16 protein-coding genes are annotated in these 14,952 nt (G+C 56.6%); 12 read left to right on the plus strand and 4 right to left on the minus strand.

Annotated elements, in window-relative coordinates:
* Positions 1-36: 36 nt before the first annotated feature.
* Entirely contained in the window at positions 37-375 is a 339-nt protein-coding gene (gene glnB / locus F0319_RS04655) for a nitrogen regulatory protein P-II (protein WP_003860685.1), read from the plus strand.
* Between the two features lie 73 nt (positions 376-448).
* Here the strand turns inward: glnB and hmpA are convergent, their stop codons facing one another.
* Positions 449-1,639: an NO-inducible flavohemoprotein gene (gene hmpA, locus F0319_RS04660; RefSeq protein WP_149366371.1), complete on the minus strand. Its 1,191-nt coding sequence runs from the start codon at positions 1,637-1,639 to the stop codon at positions 449-451.
* A gap of 304 nt (positions 1,640-1,943) precedes the next feature.
* Here hmpA and glyA point away from each other — a divergent pair, with 304 nt between their 5' ends.
* Positions 1,944-3,197: a serine hydroxymethyltransferase gene (glyA, locus tag F0319_RS04665; RefSeq protein ID WP_149366372.1), complete on the plus strand. Its 1,254-nt coding sequence runs from the start codon at positions 1,944-1,946 to the stop codon at positions 3,195-3,197.
* A 54-nt stretch (positions 3,198-3,251) separates the two neighbouring features.
* On the opposite strand, the gene F0319_RS04670 is transcribed toward glyA, so the two are convergent.
* Positions 3,252-3,674 carry a DoxX family protein gene (locus F0319_RS04670; RefSeq protein ID WP_023615984.1) on the minus strand — a complete coding sequence of 141 codons (423 nt, stop codon included), beginning with the start codon at positions 3,672-3,674 and terminating at the stop codon, positions 3,252-3,254.
* Between the two features lie 173 nt (positions 3,675-3,847).
* Between F0319_RS04670 and F0319_RS04675 the strand changes: the two genes are divergently transcribed.
* On the plus strand, positions 3,848-4,987 hold the full coding sequence (locus F0319_RS04675; protein ID WP_045908544.1) for a 3-phenylpropionate MFS transporter: 1,140 nt from the start codon (positions 3,848-3,850) through the stop codon (positions 4,985-4,987).
* On the opposite strand, the gene csiE is transcribed toward F0319_RS04675, so the two are convergent.
* Positions 4,988-6,265, minus strand: a complete 1,278-nt coding sequence (csiE, locus tag F0319_RS04680; protein WP_111965139.1) for a stationary phase inducible protein CsiE — start codon at positions 6,263-6,265, stop codon at positions 4,988-4,990. It lies immediately after the preceding gene.
* A gap of 125 nt (positions 6,266-6,390) precedes the next feature.
* On the opposite strand from csiE, the gene F0319_RS04685 reads away from it, so the two are divergent.
* The gene (locus tag F0319_RS04685) at positions 6,391-7,029 is read left to right on the plus strand and encodes a DUF1007 family protein (RefSeq protein ID WP_149366373.1); all 639 of its coding nucleotides are present in this window, start codon (positions 6,391-6,393) and stop codon (positions 7,027-7,029) included.
* Entirely contained in the window at positions 7,020-8,000 is a 981-nt protein-coding gene (locus F0319_RS04690) for a nickel/cobalt transporter (protein WP_136195566.1), read from the plus strand. Before F0319_RS04685 ends, F0319_RS04690 begins: the two co-directional genes overlap by 10 nt.
* Before the next feature lie 40 nt (positions 8,001-8,040).
* On the opposite strand, the gene suhB is transcribed toward F0319_RS04690, so the two are convergent.
* Complete coding sequence (gene suhB / locus F0319_RS04695; protein WP_003860668.1) at positions 8,041-8,844, minus strand: inositol-1-monophosphatase; 804 nt, start codon at positions 8,842-8,844, stop codon at positions 8,041-8,043.
* 131 nt (positions 8,845-8,975) lie between these two features.
* Here suhB and trmJ point away from each other — a divergent pair, with 131 nt between their 5' ends.
* The 7 genes from trmJ to hscA all read left to right on the plus strand — a co-directional run bounded on the left by trmJ (position 8,976) and on the right by hscA (position 14,951).
* Entirely contained in the window at positions 8,976-9,701 is a 726-nt protein-coding gene (gene trmJ / locus F0319_RS04700) for a tRNA (cytosine(32)/uridine(32)-2'-O)-methyltransferase TrmJ (RefSeq protein WP_111965142.1), read from the plus strand.
* Positions 9,702-9,917: 216 nt separating this feature from the next.
* Complete coding sequence (iscR, locus tag F0319_RS04705; RefSeq protein ID WP_045399615.1) at positions 9,918-10,409, plus strand: Fe-S cluster assembly transcriptional regulator IscR; 492 nt, start codon at positions 9,918-9,920, stop codon at positions 10,407-10,409.
* A gap of 119 nt (positions 10,410-10,528) precedes the next feature.
* Positions 10,529-11,743 carry a cysteine desulfurase gene (gene iscS, locus F0319_RS04710; protein WP_008502157.1) on the plus strand — a complete coding sequence of 405 codons (1,215 nt, stop codon included), beginning with the start codon at positions 10,529-10,531 and terminating at the stop codon, positions 11,741-11,743.
* A 24-nt stretch (positions 11,744-11,767) separates the two neighbouring features.
* Entirely contained in the window at positions 11,768-12,154 is a 387-nt protein-coding gene (iscU, locus tag F0319_RS04715; RefSeq protein WP_003860661.1) for a Fe-S cluster assembly scaffold IscU, read from the plus strand.
* 13 nt (positions 12,155-12,167) lie between these two features.
* Positions 12,168-12,491 (plus strand): iron-sulfur cluster assembly protein IscA, encoded by a 324-nt coding sequence (iscA, locus tag F0319_RS04720; protein WP_003860659.1) that lies wholly within the window; start codon positions 12,168-12,170, stop codon positions 12,489-12,491.
* Positions 12,492-12,570: 79 nt separating this feature from the next.
* Complete coding sequence (gene hscB, locus F0319_RS04725) at positions 12,571-13,086, plus strand: co-chaperone HscB (RefSeq protein WP_111965143.1); 516 nt, start codon at positions 12,571-12,573, stop codon at positions 13,084-13,086.
* A gap of 14 nt (positions 13,087-13,100) precedes the next feature.
* A complete protein-coding gene (gene hscA, locus F0319_RS04730) occupies positions 13,101-14,951 on the plus strand; it encodes a Fe-S protein assembly chaperone HscA (protein WP_149366374.1) in 1,851 nt (616 codons plus the stop codon).
* The last annotated feature ends 1 nt before the right edge of the window (position 14,952 follow it).

Genomic DNA, 14,952 nt, shown 5'->3' on the forward strand with positions numbered 1-14,952 from the left:
CGAGGCAGCTTACAGGCAAGAGTTTAAGGACCCACCATGAAAAAGATTGATGCGATTATTAAACCTTTCAAACTGGATGATGTGCGTGAAGCGCTGGCGGAAGTCGGCATCACCGGGATGACCGTGACGGAAGTGAAAGGTTTTGGTCGTCAGAAGGGCCACACCGAGCTTTACCGTGGCGCAGAGTACATGGTCGACTTTCTGCCGAAAGTAAAAATTGAAATCGTGGTCAGCGACGATATCGTCGATACCTGTGTGGACACCATTATCCGCACGGCGCAGACCGGCAAGATTGGCGACGGTAAAATCTTCGTCTTCGACGTGGCGCGCGTGATCCGTATCCGTACCGGCGAAGAAGACGACGCGGCGATTTAAATATTTTCCAGGCCGGGTAAGGCGCCGCCGCCATCCGACGAAAAAAAGCCCCTCAAACGAGGGGCTTTTTGCTTTACAGCACCTTATGCGGCCCGAAGCATTCGTAATGAATGTTGTCCTTGTTCACGCCCAGCTCAACCAGCTGCTTCGCGGCATACTGCATAAACGCCACCGGTCCACAGACGTAGAACTGCATCTCCGGTGCGCTGAATAGGCCTTCGTGCTGGCTAAGATTCATCAGACCTTCGCTGTCAAAGCGGGCAGCTGCGCGGTCAGCTTCCGTCGGCAGGCGATACCAGGTGTGCGCGGTGAAACGCGGCAGGGAGGCCCCGAGCGTTTTCACTTCATCTGCAAAAGCGTGCACGTCGCCGTTCTCGGCCGCATGGAACCAGTTAACCTGCGCCCCGTGGTGTGATCTTGCCAGCGTATCAAGCATCGCCAGCATCGGCGTTTGGCCGACGCCCGCAGAGATCAGCGTGACCGGCGTATTGGTGTCAACGGCCATAAAGAAATCGCCCGCCGGCGCGGCCAGATGCACCACGTCGCCCACGTTAGCTTCGTTGTGCAGCCAGCTGGAAACCTGACCGCCGTCCTCACGCTTCACCGCAATGCGGTAGCCTTTGCCGTTTGGCTTGCGGGTAAGGGAATACTGGCGGATCTCCTGATGCGGGAATCCTTCAGGCTTCAGCCACACGCCCAGATACTGGCCTGGCTGGTAATCGGCCACCGGCTGTCCGTCCACCGGTTCAAATTCGAAGCTGGTGATTAAAGCGCTGCGCGGCGTTTTCTCAACGATGCGGAACGCGCGCGTGCCTTTCCAGCCGCCGTTCTTGCTGGCGTTTTCGCTGTAGATCTGCGCTTCACGGTTGATAAACACGTTTGCCAGTACCCCGTAGGCTTTACCCCAGGCGTCCAGCACCTCCTGACCCGGGCTGAACATCTCGTCCAGGGTTGCCAGCAGGTGTCCGCCCACAATGTTGTACTGTTCAGGTTGGATCTGGAAGCTGGTATGTTTCTGCGCGATTTTTTCCACCGCAGGCAGCAATGCTGGAAGGTTTTCAATATTGCTGGCGTAGGCCGCGATGGCGTTGAACAGCGCTTCACGCTGATCGCCGTTACGCTGGTTGCTCATGTTGAAAATTTCTTTGAGCTCCGGGTTGTGCGTGAACATGCGATCGTAGAAATGGGCGGTGAGTTTAGGGCCGGTTTCCACCAGCAGGGGGATGGTGGCCTTTACGGTAGCGATGGTTTGAGCGTCGAGCATAGCTGCTTCCTTCCGATGTGACTTTAATGATGTATTTTAAATGCATCTTATAAAAAATACCCCTGCGTTGTAAATGGTTCTTTGCAAGATGAAAAATATGCATCACAAACCTGAAAAGAAATCCGCTGGAAAGGGCGAGAGCTTTATTCCTCAAACCCTTGCGTGGCGGGTAGGAAAACGTTTGCGTAAAATCGTTTGTCAAGACCTGTTATCACAGAACTAATCAGTTATACTGTTGCCCGTCGTCCAACAGGACTGCCTTTTCAGGCCAAAATTTACTTGTTAGCTGAGTCAGGAGATGCGGATGTTAAAGCGTGAAATGAACATTGCCGATTATGATGCCGAACTGTGGCAGGCTATGGAGCAGGAAAAAGTACGTCAGGAAGAGCACATCGAACTGATCGCCTCCGAAAACTACACCAGCCCGCGCGTTATGCAGGCGCAGGGTTCTCAGCTGACCAATAAATACGCTGAAGGTTACCCGGGCAAACGCTATTACGGCGGTTGCGAGTACGTTGATATCGTTGAGCAGCTGGCTATCGACCGTGCGAAAGAACTTTTTGGCGCTGACTACGCAAACGTGCAGCCGCACTCTGGCTCTCAGGCTAACTTCGCGGTCTACACCGCGCTGCTGCAGCCGGGCGATACCGTTCTGGGTATGAACCTGGCGCAGGGCGGCCACCTGACTCACGGCTCCCCGGTTAACTTCTCCGGCAAACTTTACAACATCATCCCTTACGGTATTGATGAGTCCGGTAAAATTGACTACGAAGACATGGCGAAGCAGGCTAAAGAGCACAAGCCGAAGATGATCATCGGTGGCTTCTCTGCATACTCCGGTATCGTTGACTGGGCAAAAATGCGTGAAATCGCAGACAGCATCGGTGCTTACCTGTTCGTTGACATGGCGCACGTTGCGGGCCTGATCGCCGCAGGCGTTTACCCGAACCCGGTTCCACACGCTCACGTTGTGACCACCACCACCCACAAAACCCTGGCGGGTCCACGCGGTGGCCTGATCCTGGCGAAAGGCGGTGACGAAGAGCTGTATAAAAAACTGAACTCCGCGGTGTTCCCAAGCGCGCAGGGCGGCCCGCTGATGCACGTTATCGCAGCAAAAGCGGTAGCGCTGAAAGAAGCGATGGAGCCAGAGTTCAAGGTTTACCAGCAGCAGGTTGCTAAGAACGCCAAAGCGATGGTGGAAGTGTTCCTGAACCGCGGCTTCAAAGTGGTATCCGGCGGGACTGAAAACCACCTGTTCCTGCTGGATCTGGTTGATAAGAACCTGACCGGTAAAGAAGCTGACGCTGCCCTGGGCCGCGCCAACATCACCGTGAACAAAAACAGCGTGCCAAACGATCCGAAGAGCCCGTTCGTGACCTCCGGTATCCGTATCGGTTCTCCGGCCGTGACTCGCCGCGGCTTCAAAGAAGCGGAAGTGAAAGAGCTGGCTGGCTGGATGTGTGACGTTCTGGACAACATCAATGACGAAGCGGTTATCGAGCGCGTCAAAGGTAAAGTTCTGGATATCTGCGCACGCTTCCCGGTCTACGCATAATTCCTCTGCCCTGCAGAAATAAAAAAGGCCGCGCTTGCGGCCTTTTTTTATGGCTTAGCGCCGGTCCAGGGAAATAGCTCCTGGACCGACAATGGCGAGCAAAATAAAAGCACCAGCAATGCTGACGTTCTTGTAGAAGTTAATCATATTCGGTACGACCGCATCACCGGTCATATCCCAGTAATGGTGACCGATAATCGCCGTGCCCAGGGTATAGAACACAAACAGTACCGCGAGAGGACGGGTGAAAAACCCCAGTACGATCAGAATGGCGGCAGGCACTTCCATCACCACCGCAATAATGGCCGCCAGCATGGGCATCGGCGTCCCCAGCGAGGTCATGTATTGTACGGTGCCGCTAAACCCCGTCAGTTTGGGATAACCAAAGATAATAAACAGCACGACAAGGGCTATGCGGCCAATGAGCAGCAGCAGGTGACGTGACTGGCCGAAATCGAGATAACGTAGTGAGTTCATGGCAGAAAAACCTCTGCAAGTGGAGTAATTTAAACGTAATACATATTTTCATTCCCTGCCATAAGCCAGACGATTGCACAAGATGTTAAATTTTTGTTAATTTATAGCAGGCTATCTACTTGCTTAATTTTTATATTCTCGCCAGACTATGGCCTCGATTTCGGGAGGGATTCATGGTCTTGCATTCCACGCGCTGGCTGGCGCTCAGTTATTTCACCTATTTCTTTAGCTACGGCATTTTTCTGCCTTTCTGGAGCGTCTGGCTTAAGGGTATCGGCCTGACGCCCGAGACCATCGGCGTCCTGCTCGGGGCCGGGCTGGTGGCGCGTTTCCTCGGCAGCCTGCTGATTGCCCCGCGCGTCAGCGATCCCTCCTTACTGATCAAGGCCGTGCGCATTCTTGCTCTGCTGACCCTGGTCTTTGTGGCCTGCTTCTGGGTCAGCCACCAGTTTGCCTGGCTGATGGTGGTGATGGTCGGCTTTAACCTGTTCTTCTCACCCCTGGTACCGCTGACGGATGCCCTGGCGAACACCTGGCAAAAGCAGATCACCATGGACTATGGACGCGTGCGCCTGTGGGGCTCTATCGCCTTTGTGATTGGCTCTGCGCTGGTGGGGAAACTGGTCAGCCTTTACGATTACCGCGCCATTCTTGCCCTGCTGAGTATCGGTATTGCCTCGATGCTGCTGGGCATGCTGCTGCGACCGTCGGTGATGCCGCAAGGGGAAAGTCGCCATCAGGAGAGCGCGGGCTGGCCCGCGTGGCGGAGCCTGGTTGCACAGAGCTGGCGTTTTCTGGCGTGTGTCTGTCTGCTGCAGGGGGCACATGCGGCGTACTATGGCTTCAGCGCCATCTACTGGCAGGGAGCGGGATATTCTGCTTCTGCAGTGGGCTATCTTTGGTCGCTGGGCGTGGTGGCCGAAGTCATTATTTTCGCCCTGAGCAAGAAGCTGTTTCGACGCTTTGGCGCACGTGACCTGCTGCTGCTTTCCGCCGTGTGCGGCGTGGCGCGCTGGGGGATTATGGGCTGGACAACCGATCTGCCGTGGCTGATTGTGGCGCAAATTCTTCACTGCGGTACCTTTACCGTGTGCCATCTGGCGGCCATGCGCTATATCGCAGCGCGCGAGGGCGGAGACGTTATTCGTCTGCAGGCCGTCTATTCTGCGGTAGCCATGGGGGGCAGTATCGCGATCATGACGGTCTTTGCGGGGTTCCTTTACCAGCACCTGGGGCATGGCGTGTTCTGGGTAATGGCGCTGGTGGCGCTACCGGCAATGTTTGTTCGACCGAAAGTGGCCGCACGCGCGTAACTACGATTCCAGCATGGCGCGAATATGTTCTTGCTGCTGCGCGTTTAATGTCTCAACGGCATGAATCAGCGGTGGCGAGAACAGCGGCAGGGCCGTAGGGTAGGGGGTGATAACCAGCGCGGCTTCGCGCGGTGCCCCCTCTTTCTGGAAAGCCTGTAGCGTCAGATAGCGAATGTTGAGCGGCAGCAGCGTCAGCTCGCGAAGCTGCTGTTCAATCAGGTCCTCACTGGCTTTATCGTCTCCCGTCAGCAGGATCACCTGTTTTTCGTGCAGATCGGTCTCCTGCATCAGCCAGGCACCGAAAATCACAGCCACCAGACTCATCTCTTCATCGGAAAAACGCAGCCCAAACTCCGCTTCCAGCTCAAACAGCGCTTCCTTCGTGGTGCGTAACAGCCGGGGATAGAGACGGTGGATCTCCTCCGGCAGGTTATTGTCGATGCCGATCTCAAACAGCGAGCGGTCCAGCGCCTGAGCAAGGTGGATATACAGCTGATCGGTGAGCCCTTGCTCATCGCTGAAGTTCATCCCGGTCTGCGAGCGAAAGCGGGCGACCATGCGTACGATGGCCCGGCGCAAACGCTGATCCTGCTGGTGTTTATCGAGCACCGGGTCGGGCGTGCGGAGCATCATAAACAGCAGCGCCAGAAACAGCTGTTCATCCCCGTGGGCACCCTGCGGGACGCGCCGTCTCCAGTGGCGCACGATCTCCTGCGCTGTAAAATACTCCCCTCTTGACTGGGTCCAGCTGCGCTGAACGTGAGAAAACTGCGGCGTATTCCCGAGCTGGTGCTGAATAAGGCAGTATTGCAGATAGAGCTGTAAAAACTGGACGTCGCGGCATTCAAACTGGCGCTGCAGCTTGCGAGAGCAGAAGCCGATCAGCGCCCGCAGGTTCGCATCGTCGTAAAGCGGACGCGCGATGCCGTGTTGTTTAAGCGCGGTTTTTAATGCGGGGGTAAACTGGTGCGAGACAAACTGCGGGCAAAGCCGCAGCGCCCGGCGCAGCCAGTGCAGCAGGCATAAACGCTGATTCAGGGCTGTGCCTTCAATCCGGTAGCTGCCGTCGTGGTGCGTGACGATATCCAGCCGGTGATAGCGCTGGATTTCATCGCGCGTCTCGGCTATATCTTGCCGTGCCATCGCGTCGTCCACGCCGTTGGCAGCAATTATGCTCTGTGCGGTGACGGCAGCATCGGGCAGGTAAAGCATCAAAAGCACCTGGCAGCGGCGCTGCGAACTGGAAAGCACAGATGGAATTTCAAGCGTCGTCATCATCTGTCGGGTATCCAGTGTGAATGTTTGATAAGAATAGCTAAAGGATGAACGCTGAAAAGCGCGCCGGCAGGCCTTTCATTCAGGATTGCTGGGGAACATCACAGAATTTTTGACGTGAGGAATTGATGCAAATAGTTAAACAAAGTGCGATGGCGTTATTTTTGGCGGTTATCAGCTTCACCGCCAGCGCACATCCTCACAGTTTTATTGACCTCCAGACCGAGCTGGTCACCGACGGCACGCAGCTCAGCGGCCTGAAAATGCGCTGGACGATGGATGAAATCACCTCGGCCGATCTGCTCTATGATGCGGGAAACGCGAAGCCCGGTGACGATATCTGGAAAATGCTGGCGGCAGAAGTGATGGCTAACGTGCTCGGCCAGCACTATTTCACCGAGTTCTGGCATAACGGGCAAAAGGTCAAATTTCTGAACCGACCCACGGAATACGGGATGACGCGCGACGGGCACCGGGCGGTGCTGACGTTCGTGCTCCCGCTGGCGCACCCTCAGCCGCTGGCGGGGCAAACGTATCGCTTTTCCACCTTTGACCCTACCTATTATGTCGACATGCGCTATGACAAAGACAGCGACGTGCGGCTGCCGGACGCGCTGCAAAAAAGCTGCAAAATCGGCGTTCATACCCCTAAGCCCAGCGAAGAGACGCTGAACTTTGCGGTCTCCCTCGACAAGGAAGATGCCCCGCCTGAGGACATGGAATTGGGTAAACAGTTCGCGCAGGAGGTGACGTTACAATGTCAGTGATCTCTTCTCCGGTTCGAAAACAGCGCCGCTGGCTGCACCTCTGGCCGCTGGCGATCTTTTTGCTGTTCGCCGTTTGCGGCGCGATGTGGCTGTGGCAGGCCTGGCCGCAGGTCATGATGAAAAGCATTATCTGGCAGCGTGAGGTCAACCAGCAGATGAGTGGTCTGCTGAAGGCGGTGGCGGAGAATCCGACAAAGGCGGGCGGTTCCCTGCTTGCGTTCAGCTTTATCTATGGCGTGCTGCACGCGCTGGGGCCGGGGCACGGCAAAATTGTCATCACAACCTGGCTCGCCACGCATCCGTCAAAGCTGAAATCAAGTATCGGCCTGACGCTGGCCTCCTCGCTGCTTCAGGGCGGCGTGGCGATTGCGCTGGTCGTGGTCGTCCTTTCGCTGTTACAGCTTCCCGCGCGCCAGCTGCACATGAGCAGCTTCTGGCTGGAGAAGGGGAGCTACGCGCTGGTGGGCGTGCTGGGGCTGATCCTGTGCTGGCGGGCGCTGAAAAAGCTGCGCGCGCTGCTGCGAAAGCCAACGTTCAAATCCTTTACGCCGCACCACGTTCATGATGAACACTGCGGCTGCGGGCATCAGCATTTGCCCACGCAAGAACAGTTGCAGAACGGCGACGACTGGCGTGCGCGGCTGATGATTGTTCTCTCGATGGGTATGCGCCCGTGCTCGGGTGCCATCATGGTGCTGCTTTTCAGTAAGGTGATTGGCGTGTTCGGCTGGGGCATGCTGTCCGCGCTGGCGATGGCGGCAGGAACCTCTCTCACTATTTCGTCTTTAGCGCTGTTGGTACACAGCTTCCGTCAGCTGGCGGTCAAACTCAGCGGCAATAAAACGCCGGTGCTGTGGCGACAGGTAGGGTGGACCACGCTTGCGCTGGCGGGCGGGGTCATTTTGCTGGTGGCTGCGGTAACAATGTGGATGAGTGCGGTGCCGGTGGGAAGGGGATTACGGCCGTTTTAGTTGGGATCCCCTCTCCCACAGGGAGAGGGGATTACCGGGATTAACGCTTCAGCGCATCGCTCAGTTCATCACGCATGTTGGCCAGCATGGCTTTAACAACGCGTGGGTTACCCGCAACGATGTTGCCGGTAGACATATAGTTATGGCCGCCGGTGAAGTCGCACACAATGGCGCCTGCTTCACGCGCGATCAGCTCGCCCGCAGCAAAATCCCATGGCTTCAGTGAGAGTTCGAAGTAACCGTCAACGCGGCCGGTTGCCACGTAGGCCAGATCCAGCGCAGCAGAACCGGTGCGACGGAAGTCCGCGCATTCGGTGAACAGTTTGCCCAGGATATTCATGTAGGTGGTCGCGTGCTGTTTCGCCTTGAACGGGAAACCGGTCGCCAGAATGGTGCCGTCCAGATCGCGTGCGTTGCTGCAGCGCAGACGGTAGCCGTTCAGCTGTGCGCCCTGACCGCGGGTCGCGGTGAACAGTTCGTTACGCATTGGATCATACACAACGGCGACTTCAGTACGGCCTTTAATGCGTACTGCGATAGACACAGAGAAGTGTGGCAGGCGTTTAACGAAGTTGGTGGTGCCATCCAGTGGATCGATAACCCATTGAACATCCTGATCGGTACCTTCATGTTCACCGCTTTCTTCGGTGATGATGGTGTGCTGTGGGTAAGATTTGCGGATCGTTTCGATAATAATCGCTTCTGCGGCTTTATCGACGTTAGTCACGAAATCATTGCTGCCTTTCTGGCTGGTTTCTACGGAGTCTGGCGTTTCGTAGTGTTTGGCAATTACATTACCCGCCTTGCGCGCTGCGCGCACGGCGATGGTCAGCATCGGATGCATCGGTCTCTCTCACTGGATGTTAAAGAACAGGAAAATCGGCGCAGAGTATAGCAGCGGGATCGGATTATGTCTCCCGTTTATGATAATATGCCCGAATATTCTTCAGACACTGAATTCAGACATTAAAAATTATGCTGCAAAACATTCGAATTGTGCTGGTCGAAACATCGCATACCGGCAACATGGGCTCCGTTGCCCGCGCTATGAAAACCATGGGCTTAACGAACCTGTGGCTGGTTAACCCGCTGGTGAAGCCTGACTCTCAGGCGATTGCTCTGGCGGCCGGTGCCAGCGACGTAATCGGCAATGCCCAGATCGTCGATACCCTTGACGAAGCGCTGGCCGGCTGCAGCCTCGTTGTCGGTACCAGCGCGCGTTCACGCACGCTGCCGTGGCCAATGCTCGATCCGCGTGAATGCGGCCTGAAAAGTGTCTCGGAAGCAGCACAGGCACCGGTTGCGCTGGTGTTTGGCCGCGAGCGCGTAGGCTTGACTAACGACGAGCTGCAGAAGTGTCATTATCACGTCGCGATTGCGGCAAACCCGGAGTACAGCTCGCTAAACCTGGCGATGGCGGTGCAGGTTATCGCTTACGAAGTACGAATGGCGTGGCTGGCGACGCAGGAGAAAGAGGTCGAGCCAAAAGAAGAGACGGCTTACCCGCTGGTGGATGACCTTGAGCGCTTCTACGGTCATCTGGAGCAGACGCTGCTCTCAACCGGCTTTATTCGCGAAGGCCACCCGGGGCAGGTGATGAACAAGCTGCGCCGTCTGTTTACCCGCGCGCGTCCGGAAAGTCAGGAGCTGAACATCCTGCGCGGGATTCTTGCGTCGATTGAGCAGAAGAATAAAGAGTAGTGTCGATTTCCTCCTCTCCCTGTGGGAGAAGGGCGGGGTGAGGGCATCAGCCCGCACCTGGGTTATGAAGGCACAGAAGGTTAAATACCTGACTAAAACAGTCAAGTAAATAGTTGACCATTTTAGTCAGGAATGTCAGACTTGGCCCTGCTATGCAATACCCCCATTTTACAATAAAAAACCCCGGGCAGGGGCGAGTTTGAGGTTAAGTAAGACATGAGACTGACATCTAAAGGGCGTTATGCCGTGACCGCGATGCTGGACGTTGCGCTCAACTCCGAAGCGGGCCCGGTTCCGTTGGCTGATATTTCTGAACGACAAGGGATCTCCCTCTCTTACCTGGAACAGCTGTTCTCCAGACTGCGTAAAAATGGACTGGTTTCCAGCGTTCGTGGCCCAGGCGGCGGTTATCTGCTGGGTAAAGACGCGGGCAGTATTGCAGTTGGCGAAGTGATCAGCGCAGTTGACGAATCCGTTGACGCGACCCGTTGCCAGGGTAAAGGCGGCTGCCAGGGCGGCGATAAGTGCCTGACCCACGCGCTGTGGCGCGATCTGAGCGACCGTTTGACCGGCTTCCTCAACAACATCACCCTCGGTGAGCTGGTGAATAACCAGGAAGTTCTGGACGTATCGGGCCGTCAGCACGGCCATGATTCCCAACGCAGCACCCGCGCGCAGGACGCTATCGACGTCAAACTGCGCGCGTAATAAAACGATAAGTATTTCAGAATCAGGCCGGGGCGAAGACTCGCCCCGTGTACTCGGTCGTACATCCAGCCGGTTGCCTGATTCCTTGCATTGAAGCGATGTACGGAGTTTATAGAGCAATGAAATTACCGATTTATCTCGACTACTCCGCAACCACGCCGGTGGACCCGCGTGTTGCCGAGAAAATGATGCAGTGTCTGACCCTGGACGGAAACTTTGGTAACCCAGCTTCCCGTTCACACCGTTTTGGCTGGCATGCTGAAGAGGCGGTTGATATCGCCCGTAATCAGATTGCTGACCTGGTCGGTGCCGACCCGCGTGAAATTGTTTTCACCTCCGGCGCGACCGAATCCGACAACCTGGCGATCAAAGGTGCAGCCAACTTTTATCAGAAAAAAGGCAAGCACATCATCACCAGCAAAACCGAACACAAAGCCGTGCTGGACACCTGCCGTCAGCTGGAGCGTGAAGGGTACGAAGTCACCTATCTGGCGCCACAGAGCAACGGCATTATCGATCTGAAAGAGCTCGAAGCGGCCATGCGTGATGACACCATTCTGGTCTCCATCATGCACGTTAACAACGAAATCGGCGTCGTGCAGGACATCGCGACCATCGGCGAAATGTGCCGCGCGCGCGGTATCATCTATCATGTGGACGCGACTCAGAGCGTGGGCAAACTGCCTATCGACCTGAGCCAGCTGAAAGTGGACCTGATGTCCTTCTCCGGCCACAAAATCTATGGTCCGAAAGGGATCGGCGCGCTGTACGTTCGTCGTAAACCACGTATCCGCATCGAAGCACAGATGCACGGCGGCGGTCACGAGCGCGGCATGCGTTCCGGTACGCTGCCTGTTCATCAGATCGTGGGCATGGGCGAAGCCTACCGCATTGCAAAAGAAGAGATGGAAACCGAGATGGCACGCCTGCGCACGCTGCGTAACCGTCTGTGGGATGGCGTGAAAGATATGGAAGAAGTGTATCTGAACGGCGATCTCGAGCAGGGCGCACCGAACATCCTCAACGTCAGCTTCAACTATGTTGAAGGCGAATCGCTGATCATGGCGCTTAAAGACCTGGCGGTTTCTTCCGGTTCTGCCTGTACCTCTGCAAGCCTTGAGCCATCCTACGTGCTGCGTGCGCTGGGTATGACTGACGAGCTGGCACACAGTTCTATCCGTTTCTCTTTAGGTCGTTTCACTACCGAAGAAGAGATTGACTACACCATCAAGCTGGTTCGCAACTCCATTGGCCGTCTGCGCGACCTTTCTCCACTGTGGGAAATGTTCAAGCAGGGCGTGGATCTGAACAGCATTGAATGGTCACATCACTAATCGGTACATAAGGAGAATTCAATCATGGCATACAGCGAAAAAGTCATCGATCATTACGAAAACCCACGCAACGTTGGCTCTTTTGACAACAGCGACGAATCTGTTGGAAGCGGCATGGTCGGTGCGCCAGCGTGTGGCGACGTGATGAAGTTGCAGATTAAAGTCAACAATGAAGGTATCATTGAAGACGCGCGCTTCAAGACCTACGGCTGCGGTTCTGCAATTGCGTCCAGCTCCCTGGTTACCGAATGGGTTAAGGGCAAGTCTCTGGACGAAGCACAGGCAATTAAGAACACGGATATTGCTGAAGAACTCGAACTGCCACCGGTGAAAATTCACTGTTCAATTCTGGCAGAAGACGCGATCAAAGCCGCCATTGCGGATTACAAAAGCAAACGTGAAGCAAAATAATTGAGGTTTGAGTATGTCGATTACCCTTAGCGACAGCGCTGCCGCGCGAGTAAGCTCTTTTCTGGCGAACCGTGGTAAAGGCTTTGGCCTGCGACTGGGCGTACGTACCTCCGGCTGTTCTGGTATGGCTTACGTACTGGAGTTTGTTGACGAACCGGCGTCTGACGACACCGTGTTTGAAGACAAGGGCGTGAAGGTGGTGGTCGATGGCAAAAGCCTGCAATTCCTCAACGGCACTCAGCTGGACTTCGTTAAAGAAGGCCTGAACGAAGGGTTTAAATTCACGAACCCGAACGTCAAAGACGAGTGTGGTTGCGGCGAAAGCTTCCACGTTTAACCGCGCGTCATCCGAAACCCCACCGTGGCGTACCCGCTGCGCGTGGGGTTTGTTCTAACAGGCTACCCCTGAGATTGTTATGGATTACTTCACTCTCTTCGGACTACCCGCTCAATACCCGATCGATCTCCAGGCGTTGACGATCCGCTTTCAGGATCTGCAGCGTCAGTACCATCCGGACAAATTCGCGAGCGGTACTCAGGCAGAGCAGCTGGCTGCGGTTTCCCACTCTGCCACCATCAACCAGGCCTGGCAGACGCTGCGTCACCCGCTGGCGCGCGCTGAATATCTGCTCTCGCTCAACGGTTTTGATCTGGCGAGCGAACAGCACACCGTGCGCGACACGGCGTTTCTGATGGAGCAGCTGGAGCTTCGCGAAGAGCTCGATGAGATTGAACAGGCCAAAGACGAAGCGCGTCTGGAAAGCTTTATCACGCGCGTGAAGGGCATGTTCGATACCCGCCATCAGCAGATGGTGGAGCAACTGAACAACGAGACCTGGGACGTGGCGGCAGACACTGTGCGCAAACTCCGTTTTCTCGATAAACTGCGAAGCAGTGCTGAACAACTCGAAGAAAAGCTGCTCGATTTTTAATTTCGGAAGCAATTATGGCCTTATTACAAATTAGTGAGCCTGGCTTAAGTGCCGCACCGCACCAGCGTCGTCTGGCGGTGGGTATCGATCTGGGCACCACCAATTCCCTCGTGGCGACCGTGCGCAGCGGCCAGGCGGAAACGCTGGCTGACGAGCAGGGCCGCCATCTGCTGCCTTCCGTGGTCCACTACCAGCAGCAGGGTCACGCGGTAGGCTATGACGCCCGCGCTAACGCCGCGCGCGATCCGGCCAACACCATCAGCTCCGTCAAGCGCATGATGGGCCGCTCGCTGGCCGATATTCAGACCCGCTACCCGCATCTGCCGTATCAGCTGCAGGCCAGTGAAAACGGCCTGCCGATGATTGCGACCGCGGCCGGTCTGCTGAACCCGATTCGCGTTTCCTCCGACATCCTCAAAGCGCTGGCTGAGCGCGCTACGGCGACGCTCGGCGGCGATCTGGACGGCGTAGTCATTACCGTTCCGGCCTATTTTGACGATGCACAGCGCCAGGGCACCAAAGACGCCGCGCGTCTGGCGGGCCTGCACGTGCTGCGTTTGCTGAACGAACCGACGGCGGCTGCGATTGCCTACGGCCTCGATTCCGGTCAGGAAGGGGTGATCGCGGTTTACGATCTCGGCGGCGGGACGTTTGATATCTCTATCCTGCGCCTGAGCCGCGGGGTGTTTGAAGTGCTGGCGACCGGCGGGGATTCCGCGCTGGGCGGTGATGACTTCGACCACCTGCTGGCGGACTACATCCGCGAGCAGGCGGGCATCAGCGATCGCAGCGATGCGCGCGTACAGCGTGAACTGCTTGATGCGGCCATTGACGCCAAAATCGCCCTGAGCGATGCGCAGTCCGTAAGTGTGAACGTTGCGGGCTGGCAGGGAGAGATCACCCGCGACCAGTTCAACGAACTGATTGCGCCTTTAGTTAAACGCACCCTGCTGGCCTGCCGTCGCGCATTGAAAGATGCGGGCGTTGAGGCGAACGAGGTGCTGGAAGTGGTCATGGTGGGCGGTTCGACCCGCGTGCCGCTGGTGCGCGAGCGCGTGGGCGAATTCTTTGGCCGCACGCCGCTGACCTCCATCGACCCGGACAAAGTGGTTGCCGTGGGCGCCGCGATCCAGGCCGATATTCTGGTTGGCAACAAGCCGGACAGCGAAATGCTGCTGCTGGACGTCATCCCGCTGTCGCTGGGCTTAGAAACCATGGGCGGCCTGGTGGAGAAAGTGATCCCGCGTAACACCACCATTCCGGTGGCGCGCGCGCAGGAGTTCACCACCTTTAAAGACGGCCAGACCGCGATGTCCATCCACGTGATGCAGGGTGAGCGCGAGCTGGTGCAGGACTGCCGCTCTCTGGCGCGCTTTGCGCTGCGCGGAATTCCAGCGCTGCCTGCGGGCGGGGCGCACATTCGCGTCACCTTCCAGGTGGACGCCGACGGCCTGCTGAGCGTCACGGCGATGGAAAAATCCACCGGCGTGGAATCGTCCATTCAGGTGAAGCCGTCCTACGGCCTGACCGATGGCGAAATCGCCTCCATGATTCAGGACTCAATGAGCTACGCCGAGCAGGATGTGAAGGCGCGTATGCTGGCGGAACAAAAAGTGGAAGCCGCACGCGTGCTGGAAAGCCTGACCGGCGCGCTCGCTGCCGACGCCGCGCTGCTCAGCGCCGCTGAGCGCCAGGTGATTGACGACGCTGCCGCGCGCTTAAGCGCCGTGGCCGAAGGCAATGACGCTGACGCAATAGAAGAAGCCATTAAAAACGTTGATAAACAAACCCAGGACTTCGCTGCTCGCCGCATGGACAAATCTGTCCGCGTCGCGCTGAAAGGCCAGTCCGTGGACGAGGTTTAAT

The sequence above is a fragment of the Enterobacter vonholyi genome, from assembly GCF_008364555.1.
GTDB lineage: Bacteria > Pseudomonadota > Gammaproteobacteria > Enterobacterales > Enterobacteriaceae > Enterobacter > Enterobacter vonholyi.

Bases quoted from the DNA above. Each gene is read 5' to 3' on its own strand.
- glnB (WP_003860685.1), top strand. From the start codon at position 37: ATGAAAAAGATTGATGCGATTATTAAACCTTTCAAACTGGATGATGTG.
- hmpA (WP_149366371.1), bottom strand. From the start codon at position 1,639: ATGCTCGACGCTCAAACCATCGCTACCGTAAAGGCCACCATCCCCCTG.
- glyA (WP_149366372.1), top strand. From the start codon at position 1,944: ATGTTAAAGCGTGAAATGAACATTGCCGATTATGATGCCGAACTGTGG.
- F0319_RS04670 (WP_023615984.1), bottom strand. From the start codon at position 3,674: ATGAACTCACTACGTTATCTCGATTTCGGCCAGTCACGTCACCTGCTG.
- F0319_RS04675 (WP_045908544.1), top strand. From the start codon at position 3,848: ATGGTCTTGCATTCCACGCGCTGGCTGGCGCTCAGTTATTTCACCTAT.
- csiE (WP_111965139.1), bottom strand. From the start codon at position 6,265: ATGATGACGACGCTTGAAATTCCATCTGTGCTTTCCAGTTCGCAGCGC.
- F0319_RS04685 (WP_149366373.1), top strand. From the start codon at position 6,391: ATGCAAATAGTTAAACAAAGTGCGATGGCGTTATTTTTGGCGGTTATC.
- F0319_RS04690 (WP_136195566.1), top strand. From the start codon at position 7,020: ATGTCAGTGATCTCTTCTCCGGTTCGAAAACAGCGCCGCTGGCTGCAC.
- suhB (WP_003860668.1), bottom strand. From the start codon at position 8,844: ATGCATCCGATGCTGACCATCGCCGTGCGCGCAGCGCGCAAGGCGGGT.
- trmJ (WP_111965142.1), top strand. From the start codon at position 8,976: ATGCTGCAAAACATTCGAATTGTGCTGGTCGAAACATCGCATACCGGC.
- iscR (WP_045399615.1), top strand. From the start codon at position 9,918: ATGAGACTGACATCTAAAGGGCGTTATGCCGTGACCGCGATGCTGGAC.
- iscS (WP_008502157.1), top strand. From the start codon at position 10,529: ATGAAATTACCGATTTATCTCGACTACTCCGCAACCACGCCGGTGGAC.
- iscU (WP_003860661.1), top strand. From the start codon at position 11,768: ATGGCATACAGCGAAAAAGTCATCGATCATTACGAAAACCCACGCAAC.
- iscA (WP_003860659.1), top strand. From the start codon at position 12,168: ATGTCGATTACCCTTAGCGACAGCGCTGCCGCGCGAGTAAGCTCTTTT.
- hscB (WP_111965143.1), top strand. From the start codon at position 12,571: ATGGATTACTTCACTCTCTTCGGACTACCCGCTCAATACCCGATCGAT.
- hscA (WP_149366374.1), top strand. From the start codon at position 13,101: ATGGCCTTATTACAAATTAGTGAGCCTGGCTTAAGTGCCGCACCGCAC.